Here is a 9023-nt window from a genome sequence, read left to right as displayed (position 1 = left end):
GGGGCGGGCCTCCCCGGGGGGGTGCGCGGTGGGGTTACCCCCCGCCCCCCGCCGGGGGCCCCCGCCCGGCCGGGGGGCAGGGGGGTGGCCCGCGGCCCGGGGCCCCCCGGGCCCGCGGCGCCAGAAACGTGCACCCAGCAGGGCGAGGGAAGCACTGAGCGGCCCATCCACCCCCACGCGCAGGAGTAGGAAGTCGGCCGAACCGACTTCCTACTCCAGGCGACCCACGAGCGGACCCGCCGCAACGCCCGGCCCCGAGCAGCACGCTCGGGGCCGGGCACGTGCAGGAGTGGTGGTGGGCGGGGCGCGGTAGGGCTTGGGCCCGACGGCCGTGGGGCGGAGCCCCGGGGTGTGCGTGCCCGGCCCGAGCGCACAGCTCGGGCCGGGCACCACCCGGGATCCGCGAACGGGGCCGCCCCCGTTGGGCGGCGCGAGGAGAGGGCGACGCCGCGCTCCGCGCGGGCACGACGTGCGGCCCGTCGGCCGGAGTGGGAAGTCGGCGGGGCCGACTTCCCACTCCGAGGATCAGTGCTCCTCGCGCCAGCCCTCGTGGGAGGTGGCGACGGCGTCGAGGGCAAGGAGAAGAGCCGCGGTCCATCCCGCCTCGGGCGGTTCGACGACCACCAGCCACTGGGCGTCCTCGGCGTCGTCCTCCCCGGCGAGGGCGTCGCGGACGATGTCGAGCTCGCCGAGGTCCGGGTGGTCCGCGCCGAGCTCCTCCGCGGCCTCCTCGGCGGCGTCGCGGTCGGGCAGGACGAGCAGCTGCCGGGCGTGCGGGTCGAACTCGGCCGGCAGGTCGGTGGTGGGGTCTTCGGTCACCCCCCCATTCTCCAGGCACAGAGCTGTCCGTCCCCCATGGGATGCTGGTAGGCGATGGCCAGGAAGAGTGCACCCGACGACCTGCTCGCCCCGCTGACCCTCGCGGTCGGCCAGGAGGAGCTGCTGCTGGACCGCGCGGTCGCCCAGGTGGTGGCCGCGGCGAAGGCCGCCGACCCGGACACCGACGTGCGGGACCTCCCGCCGGGCGGCCTGCAGCCGGGCAGCCTGGCCGAGCTGACCACCCCGTCGCTCTTCGCCGAGCGCAAGGTCATCGTGGTCAGGGCCGCCCAGGACCTCTCCGCCGACTCCGTCAAGGAGGTCAAGGCGTACATCGAGGCCCCCGCCGAAGAAGTGATCATGGTCCTGGTGCACGCGGGCGGCGCCAAGGGCAAGGGCCTGCTGGACGCGGGCCGCAAGGCGGGCGGCCGCGAGGTGGCCTGCGCCAAGCTCGCCAAGGCGAGCGAGCGGCTGGCCTTCGTCCGGGGCGAGTTCCGCACGCTCGGCCGCTCGGCGACACCGGAGGCTTGCCAGGCCCTGCTGGACGCGCTCGGCAGCGACCTGCGCGAGCTCGCGGCCGCGTGCAGCCAGCTCACCTCCGACGTCGAGGGCGCCATCGACGAGACCGTGGTGGCCCGCTACTACAGCGGCCGCGCCGAGGCGACCGGCTTCGAGGTGGCGGACCTGGCGGTCACCGGCCGGGCCGCCGAGGCGCTGGAGCGGCTGCGCTGGGCGCTGGCCGTCGGCCAGCCGCCCACCGGCATCACCTACGCCCTGGCCTCCGGCGTCCGCAGCATCGGCCGGCTGGCGTCCGCCGGGCGGAACATGCGCCCGGCGGACCTGGCGCGCGAGCTGGGCATGCCGCCGTGGAAGGTCGAGCGGGTCCGCCAGCAGATGCGCGGCTGGACGGGCGACGCCGTGGCCACCGCCCTGACCGCGATCGCCCAGGCGGACGCTGCCGTCAAGGGCGGTTCCGACGACCCGGCCTTCGCGCTGGAGCGGGCCGTCGTCGCCGTGGCGAGGGCCGCCCGGGCCGGCTCCCGGACGCCGTCGTACTGATCCGGCGGGACGGCGGCCCCCGCCACAGGCCGCCATGGCGCGTCAGGCCCCGCCGATCGCCCTGAGCATGTCCCGGGTGTCGTCGAGCATGGCCTTGCGCACGGTTTCGCGGTCCAGCGTGTGGTTCTTGCCGACCTGGTAGTTGTCCGTCCAGTACAGCGAGTACGTCATGGCGCCGTCGCGGACCTGAAGGTAGTAGTTGATGTCGTGGAAGGTCTTGTCCGAGCTGGTCGGCTCGTCGCCGTAGGCGAAGTAGGCCTCCTCGCCGAGGCCCGGAGCGTCGGTGATCTCGTACTTCTGCTGCTCGAAGTAGTGCCGCACGGCGGCGAACTCGGGGACGGAGTCGACGGCCTTGTGCAGTTCGGCCCGGATGTCGAGGGTGGCGTACTCGGGGGTCTCGCTGCCGTCGGGCGTGCGCTTCATCAGGGCGTAGCAGCGCATGACGTCCATGGACTCGCTGCGGCCGGTGTGCTCCAGCGGGTAGTTGTCGACCATCTTGTACTTGCCGCGGAACGCCGTGAGCTTGCCCGCGTCGCAGATCCGGTCGACGGGGTGGTAGCCGCGGACGCTCTTCGCGGCCGAGCCGGAATCGCCGTCGACGATGCCGGGCACCAGCACGACGGTGCCGGTCCAGACCACCGACGCGAGGATCGCGCCGACGAACGCCCACACCGCGTTGCGCCGCAGCCCGCCGCCCCGCCCGCCACCCGCCGCGGGACCACCCGCCGCAGGACCACCGGGCGCGCTGGGCAGGCCGGGCGGCGGCCCGAAGCCGGGAGGACTGTTCGGCGCCGACGGCTGCGGCTGCGGTTGCTGAGGGAATCCGGCGAAGCCGGGTCCGCCCTGCGACGGCGGTGGCGATGGCGGTGGCGGCGGTGTCCCCAATGTGTGCCCCCCTCGGGCCCTCGACGCGGGATGCCGGTCACCCGGGACCCTACCGGTCCCACCGGAGACCGGGACAGGCATCCCGGAGGTCCGCCCGCCCAGTGGGGTCAGGCCCTCATTGACCACGCGCCCCAGGGCGAGGCCGTGCGCGCACGCACCCACGCGACCGCGCTGTCGGAAGGGCCGACGGCGTGTATGCCCTTGGTCGAGGCGAGCGCACGGACGCTCAACCCTGACCCCCAGGGGCTGGCCGAGACCGTCTTCCACGCCTTGCAGAACAAACGGAGGCGTGGTCGCGCAGTGTTAAGGGTGCGCTGGGGTTTGCACCCACCAGCCGTGGTCCAACGGTGCGCGCCCCCGGTTCCCTGGGCAAGCCCTGCAACACCAGATGTCAACGGCGAAGGGCTCATCATGGGCATGAGGACGAGCAATCTGCCGGAGTGGCTGACCGCCACGGACCGGCTTCGGCTCTACTCGCCGGAGGAGGTCATCGAGATGGGGCTCCTCCCGTACACCATCGGCACCCTCAAGGATGCCGCCTACCGTAAACGCATTCCTTATATCAAGGTCGCTGGCAAGATCCGCTTTCGACTCGACCACATCTGGCAGATCCAGCAGGCCGGTGAGTACAACCCGGTCCTCGGCCGCCGTGCGCGCTGAAGTCTTGCCGTTCACCGTTGAGTCGGGCATGCGGCGCTGCCGGCCTGGCCAGCAGGTGACATTCGAGGCCAGCGGTATCGAGTACGGCGTGAACGGGGTTGCCCAGAGCAAGCTGGGCCGATGACCCGAACCTGGGGCACGGGCTGAAGGTGGACATCAGTGCGGTGATCGAGGCCGGCCGGGTACTCTGCTGAGGTTCCCAGACACAGCGAGGCGCTCGGCTGCCATGGTGTCGGCCGGGCACCTCGTGTCGTTCGGTTACGCCGCGTGGTTGGCCCGGCGATACTGCTCGGTGTGCATCCGTTGGTTGGCTGCCTCGTTCAACGCTGGGCTACGCCCGTTCGGCGATCTTCGATCCAGCGGTCAAGGCGGCCGGGCTCGACGGCCTCGGCCTCACCCCGCACAAGCTCCGGCACACCGCGGCTTCGCTGGCGATCGCGGCCGGCGCGGACGTCAAGGTGGTGCAGCAGATGCTCGGCCACAAGTCGGCGGCCATGACGCTCGACGTCTACGGGCACCTGTTCCCGGACCGCCTCGACGAGGTGGCGAACGCGCTCGACACGGGCCGCGCCGCCGCACTGGCGGCCAGGACTGCGCTCGCCGCGTAGCGGTCCGTCCGGATCCATGTGTACAAAATGCGTACTGCCCGCCCGGTGTGTACCGGACGGGCAGTAGTGAAAGGGCCTATGAGCTGCCGCTTTCGGTCAATCTGTGTGCACCGCACCCGCGTGGCGAACGCAGGCCGCGTGCGGTGCGAAGTGTGCTCTGCCTCGGGTTTCCGGGTAGAGGGCCGGGTCGTCCCGAGGGGGTGGGGCCGTCGAGGCGGCCCCGGGGGCGTCAGGCCTGGACGGCCGCGTTGACGCGCTTGGTGATGGCCGACTTCTTGTTGGCGGCCTGGTTGGCGTGGATGACGCCCTTGCTCACGGCCTTGTCCAGCGCCTTGGAGGCGGCGCGGGCCAGCTCGGTGGCCTTCTCGGTCTCGCCGGCGGCAGCGGCCTCACGGGCCTTGCGCAGGGCGGTCTTCAGCGAGGACTTGACGGCCTTGTTGCGCAGGCGCGCCTTCTCGTTGGTCTTGTTGCGCTTGATCTGGGACTTGATGTTCGCCACGAAAGAGCCTCAGTCTGTGTCATCGGTTCTGAAGTCCCCCCGGCCGGAGGCTGGGGAGGGCTGCACCGCGCGGCCGTCGGACCAGCTGAGAGGGCATGCCGAGGCCAGGTGCAGCGCCCAACGCTACCAGGGGCGCCCGGTCCGGCCCAAACCGGGCGCTGGCGCGCGGCCCGCTCGCGGGAAGTGGGAGGATGGGAGGAACTATCTCGATCGGACGACCGTCCGGTCGCCCGGGAAGCCGGTCAGCGATGATCCGGACACCCCCGGCCCCCGGACCAACGGAGAATCGGACCAAGGTGCCCGCGACCCCCAGCAATGTGCCAGAGCCCAGCCGTACCGACCCGGCGCTGATCCGCAACTTCTGCATCATCGCCCACATCGACCACGGCAAGTCGACGCTCGCCGACCGGATGCTGCAGATCACCGGTGTGGTCGACCCGCGGCAGATGCGCGCCCAGTACCTCGACCGGATGGACATCGAGCGCGAGCGCGGCATCACGATCAAGTCGCAGGCCGTCCGACTCCCCTGGGCGCCGAAGACCGGCCCGAACGTCGGCAGCACGCACATCCTCAACATGATCGACACCCCGGGCCACGTGGACTTCACGTACGAGGTGTCCCGGTCCCTCGCGGCCTGCGAGGGCACCATCCTGGTCGTCGACGCGGCCCAGGGCATCGAGGCGCAGACCCTCGCCAACCTGTACCTGGCGCTGGAGAACGACCTCACGATCGTCCCGGTGCTGAACAAGATCGACCTGCCGGCCGCCCAGCCGGAGAAGTACGCCGAGGAAATCGCGCACATCATCGGCTGCGACCCGGGCGACGTCCTGAAGGTCAGCGCCAAGACCGGTCTCGGCGTCGAGGACCTGCTGGACCACATCGTCAACACCGTCCCGGCCCCGGTCGGCGTCGCGGAGGCCCCGGCCCGCGCGATGATCTTCGACTCGGTGTACGACGCCTACCGCGGCGTGGTCACCTACGTCCGGGTGGTCGACGGCCAGCTGACCAAGCGCGAGCGCATCGCCATGATGTCCACCGGCGCGACCCACGAGCTGCTGGAGATCGGCGTCATCTCGCCGGAGCCGAAGGTCGCCGACGGCCTGGGCGTCGGCGAGGTGGGCTACATCATCACCGGTGTGAAGGACGTCCGGCAGTCCAAGGTCGGTGACACCATCACCTCGCAGCACAAGGGTGCCACCGAGGCGCTGGGCGGCTACAAGGACCCGCGTCCGATGGTCTTCTCCGGCCTGTACCCGCTGGACGGCTCGGACTACCCGCTGCTGCGCGACGCGCTGGACAAGCTGCGGCTGAACGACGCGGCCCTGGTGTACGAGCCGGAGACCTCGGTGGCGCTCGGCTTCGGCTACCGCTGCGGCTTCCTCGGCCTGCTGCATCTGGAGATCATCCGGGAGCGCCTGGAGCGCGAGTTCAACCTCGACCTCATCTCCACCGCCCCGAACGTGGTCTACCGGGTGATCATGGAGGACGGCACCGAGCACACCGTCACCAACCCGAGCGAGTTCCCCACCGGCAAGATCGCCGAGGTGTACGAGCCGGTCGTGCGCGGCACCATCCTGGCGCCCAACGAGTTCGTCGGCGCGATCATGGAGCTGTGCCAGTCCCGCCGCGGCAACCTCCAGGGCATGGACTACCTGTCCGAGGACCGGGTCGAGCTGCGCTACACCCTGCCGCTCGCCGAGATCGTCTTCGACTTCTTCGACCAGCTGAAGTCCAAGACCCGCGGCTACGCCTCGCTCGACTACGAGCCCATCGGCGAGCAGACCGCCAACCTGGTGAAGGTCGACATCCTGCTGCACGGCGACGCGGTCGACGCGTTCTCCGCGATCGTGCACAAGGACAAGGCCTACAGCTACGGCGTGATGATGGCCGGCAAGCTGCAGAAGCTGATCCCGCGCCAGCAGTTCGAGGTGCCGATCCAGGCCGCGATCGGCTCGCGGGTGATCGCCCGCGAGACCGTCCGCGCGATCCGCAAGGACGTCCTCGCCAAGTGCTACGGCGGTGACATCTCCCGGAAGCGGAAGCTGCTGGAGAAGCAGAAGGAAGGCAAGAAGCGGATGAAGATGGTCGGCCGCGTGGAGGTCCCGCAGGAGGCCTTCATCGCCGCGCTGTCCACCGACGCCGAGGCGCCCAAGGGCGAGAAGAAGTAGGCGAGAAGAAGTAACGGCGCCGCCACCGGGGCCCGGGACGCACGACGCGTCCCGGGCCCCCGTGCGTGGTCCCCGCCGCTCAGCGCAGCGACATCACGACGCTCCGGAGGATCGCCGCCTTGGCCAGCCGCCCGGCCCGCCCGGTGAGCACGGCGGGCCGCATCGAGTCGTCGCCGTGGATGAACTGCAGCAGCCCGTCGCGGCGCCCGAGGCTCAGGCACTGCACGACGTAGCGGAACGCGAACGGCTCGTCGGTGCGCCCGGTGAGCACCTTGCCGAGGTACTGGCCCTGCGGCAGCGCGGTCGCGCAGCCCATCCGCAGGGTGCCGGTGCCGGGCACGGTGACCTCGGCGGCGTCGCCGATCACGTACACCTCGGGGTGCGAGACCGACCGCAGGTGGTCGTCGACGACCGCCCGCCCGTCGGGGGTGACGGCGAGGCCGGCCTCGGCGGCCAGCGGCTGCGGCTCCATCGAGGCGGCCCAGACGACCAGGTCGGCGTCGATCCGGCCGGCGGCGGTGGTCAGGCCCCCGGTGTCGACGGCGGTGACGGCGGCGTGCTCGTGGACCGCGACGCCGAGTCCGCGCAGCACCTTGTGGACGTGGTCGTGGCCCCTGGCCGAGAACCAGCCGCCGACCTGCCCGGCGGCGACGATCCGCACGGTCCAGCGGGGGTGGGCCTCGGCGAGCTCGGCGGCCAGCTCGATGCCGGTGGCGCCGCCGCCGACGACCGCGACGGTGCCGGGGCGCTGCGCGGTGCGCAGCCGCTCGGCGATCTCGGCGGCCCGCTCGACGGGGTGGGCGTGCTCGGCGGCGCCGGGGACGTCGTGCCAGGCGGTGCGGCTGCCGAGGGCGTAGACGAGGGTGTCGTAGGCGAGGGCGTCGCCGTTGTCGAGGAGGACCTTGCGCCCGGCGAGGTCGAGTTCGGTGGCGCGGGCCCGGACGTGCCGCACGCCGCGCCCGCGCAGCACCTCGGCGACGGCGGGCCGGCGCACGGGCAGGCCGGCGCTGGTCTCGTGCTGGCGGATGCGGTGCAGGATGCGGCTCTCGGGGGCGACCAGGGTCACCCGGCCGCGCTTGCCGGCCCGGGTCGCGGCGGCGAGGCCCGCGTAGCCGGCACCCAGTACGACGATCTGCTTCTCGGTCATGTCGTCCCGCTCCTTCGTGGCGCCGTCGGCGGCGTCCTCTCGCGGTGCCCCCGGGGTGGCCGGGGAGCGCTTCTCCGCGTGTTCGGAAGGGGGACGACGGTGCCCGCGGGAGTGTGACGGTGACCTGCGTCACACCTCCGGGCCGGCGGCGGGGGCGTTGAGGTGGGCGAGCTTCTCCGGGTTGACCACGGCGTAGGCCTCGGTGATCCGGCCGTCGGCGACGGCGAAGGCCAGCACGCCGCCGATCACGCCCGGCTGCGCGTACCAGACCAGGCCGGGCTCGCCGTTGACCAGCGCGAACTCCACCGCCTCGGCGGTGACCCACTTGGCGACGAGGCCCAGGACGAGCCGGGAGACCTTCTCGGCGCCGAGCACCGGGCGGAGGCCGGCGGAGACGACGCCGCCGCCGTCGGAGTGCCAGACGATGCCGGGGTCGAGGACGGCGAGCAGGCCCTCGATGTCGCCGCGGACGCTGGCGGCAGTGAACGCCTCGACGGCCTGGCGGTGCTCGGCGGGGTCGGCGGCGGTGCGCCGCCCGCCGTCCTTGATCCGGCGCCGGGCGCGGGAGGCGAGCTGGCGGGTGGCGTCGGGGCTGCGCTCCAGGGAGGCGGCGATCTCGTCGAAGCCGACGGCGAAGACGTCGTGCAGGACGAAGGCGGCGCGCTCGGCCGGGGTGAGCTGTTCGAGGACGGCGAGCAGCGCGAGCGAGACGGATTCGCCGCGTTCGGCGAGGTCGGCGGGGGAGGCGGGGGCGTCCTGGTAGGAGAGGGACGGCTCGGGCAGCCATTCGCCGACGTAGGACTCGCGGCGGGCCCGGGCGGAGCCGAGCTGGTCGTAGCAGAGGCGGGTGACGACGGTGGTGAGGTAGGCGCGGGGGTCGGCGACGGCGGTGCGGTCGGCGGCGCGCCAGCGCAGCCAGGCCTCCTGGAGGACGTCCTCGGCGTCGGTGAAGGAGCCGAGCATCCGGTAGGCGACGGAGCCGAGGTAGCGCCGGTGGGTCTCGAAGAGGTCCGGGCCGTCGGCGGCGGGCTCGAAGACGCCAGGGCCGTCGGCGCCCGGTTCGGTGGCGCCCGGCTCGGCGGCGGCTGTCGACGGTTCGTCACTCACGCCCCCACCGTAGCGCCCGCCGCCCCGGCGACCGCGGGCGCGGGGCCCGGACGCGCGGGGTCCGGGCGCGCGGG

At 72.6% G+C, this 9023-nt stretch carries 9 protein-coding genes; 4 read left to right on the top strand and 5 right to left on the bottom strand.

Going from position 1 to position 9023, the window contains the following annotated elements; translation table 11 throughout:
• Nucleotides 1–525 precede the first annotated feature (525 nt).
• Nucleotides 526–762 carry a hypothetical protein gene (locus ACFVVL_RS04680; RefSeq protein WP_380289172.1) on the bottom strand — a complete coding sequence of 79 codons (237 nt, stop codon included), beginning with the start codon at nt 760–762 and terminating at the stop codon, nt 526–528.
• A gap of 111 nt (nt 763–873) precedes the next feature.
• Here ACFVVL_RS04680 and holA point away from each other — a divergent pair, with 111 nt between their 5' ends.
• Nucleotides 874–1875 carry a DNA polymerase III subunit delta gene (gene holA, locus ACFVVL_RS04675; RefSeq protein ID WP_380289168.1) on the top strand — a complete coding sequence of 334 codons (1002 nt, stop codon included), beginning with the start codon at nt 874–876 and terminating at the stop codon, nt 1873–1875.
• 42 nt (nt 1876–1917) lie between these two features.
• Here the strand turns inward: holA and ACFVVL_RS04670 are convergent, their stop codons facing one another.
• Nucleotides 1918–2547 carry a hypothetical protein gene (locus ACFVVL_RS04670; RefSeq protein WP_380289166.1) on the bottom strand — a complete coding sequence of 210 codons (630 nt, stop codon included), beginning with the start codon at nt 2545–2547 and terminating at the stop codon, nt 1918–1920.
• A gap of 624 nt (nt 2548–3171) precedes the next feature.
• Here ACFVVL_RS04670 and ACFVVL_RS04665 point away from each other — a divergent pair.
• The gene (locus tag ACFVVL_RS04665) at nt 3172–3420 is read left to right on the top strand and encodes a hypothetical protein (protein ID WP_387671349.1); all 249 of its coding nucleotides are present in this window, start codon (nt 3172–3174) and stop codon (nt 3418–3420) included.
• 221 nt (nt 3421–3641) lie between these two features.
• Nucleotides 3642–4028, top strand: coding sequence for a tyrosine-type recombinase/integrase (locus tag ACFVVL_RS04660; RefSeq protein ID WP_387671432.1), 387 nt, complete (start codon nt 3642–3644; stop codon nt 4026–4028).
• A 229-nt stretch (nt 4029–4257) separates the two neighbouring features.
• On the opposite strand, the gene rpsT is transcribed toward ACFVVL_RS04660, so the two are convergent.
• Nucleotides 4258–4527, bottom strand: a complete 270-nt coding sequence (rpsT, locus tag ACFVVL_RS04655) for a 30S ribosomal protein S20 (protein WP_350546166.1) — start codon at nt 4525–4527, stop codon at nt 4258–4260.
• A gap of 296 nt (nt 4528–4823) precedes the next feature.
• On the opposite strand from rpsT, the gene lepA reads away from it, so the two are divergent.
• The gene (gene lepA / locus ACFVVL_RS04650; RefSeq protein ID WP_380289131.1) at nt 4824–6695 is read left to right on the top strand and encodes a translation elongation factor 4; all 1872 of its coding nucleotides are present in this window, start codon (nt 4824–4826) and stop codon (nt 6693–6695) included.
• A 79-nt stretch (nt 6696–6774) separates the two neighbouring features.
• Here lepA and ACFVVL_RS04645 read toward each other — a convergent pair whose 3' ends face one another.
• Nucleotides 6775–7842 carry an NAD(P)/FAD-dependent oxidoreductase gene (locus tag ACFVVL_RS04645; RefSeq protein WP_387671346.1) on the bottom strand — a complete coding sequence of 356 codons (1068 nt, stop codon included), beginning with the start codon at nt 7840–7842 and terminating at the stop codon, nt 6775–6777.
• A 129-nt stretch (nt 7843–7971) separates the two neighbouring features.
• The gene (locus ACFVVL_RS04640) at nt 7972–8949 is read right to left on the bottom strand and encodes a sigma-70 family RNA polymerase sigma factor (RefSeq protein ID WP_387671344.1); all 978 of its coding nucleotides are present in this window, start codon (nt 8947–8949) and stop codon (nt 7972–7974) included.
• Nucleotides 8950–9023 lie beyond the last annotated feature (74 nt).

Source organism: Kitasatospora sp. NPDC058115 (genome assembly GCF_042884635.1).
GTDB lineage: Bacteria > Actinomycetota > Actinomycetes > Streptomycetales > Streptomycetaceae > Kitasatospora.
This window is presented reverse-complemented; position numbering and strand designations above follow the sequence as displayed.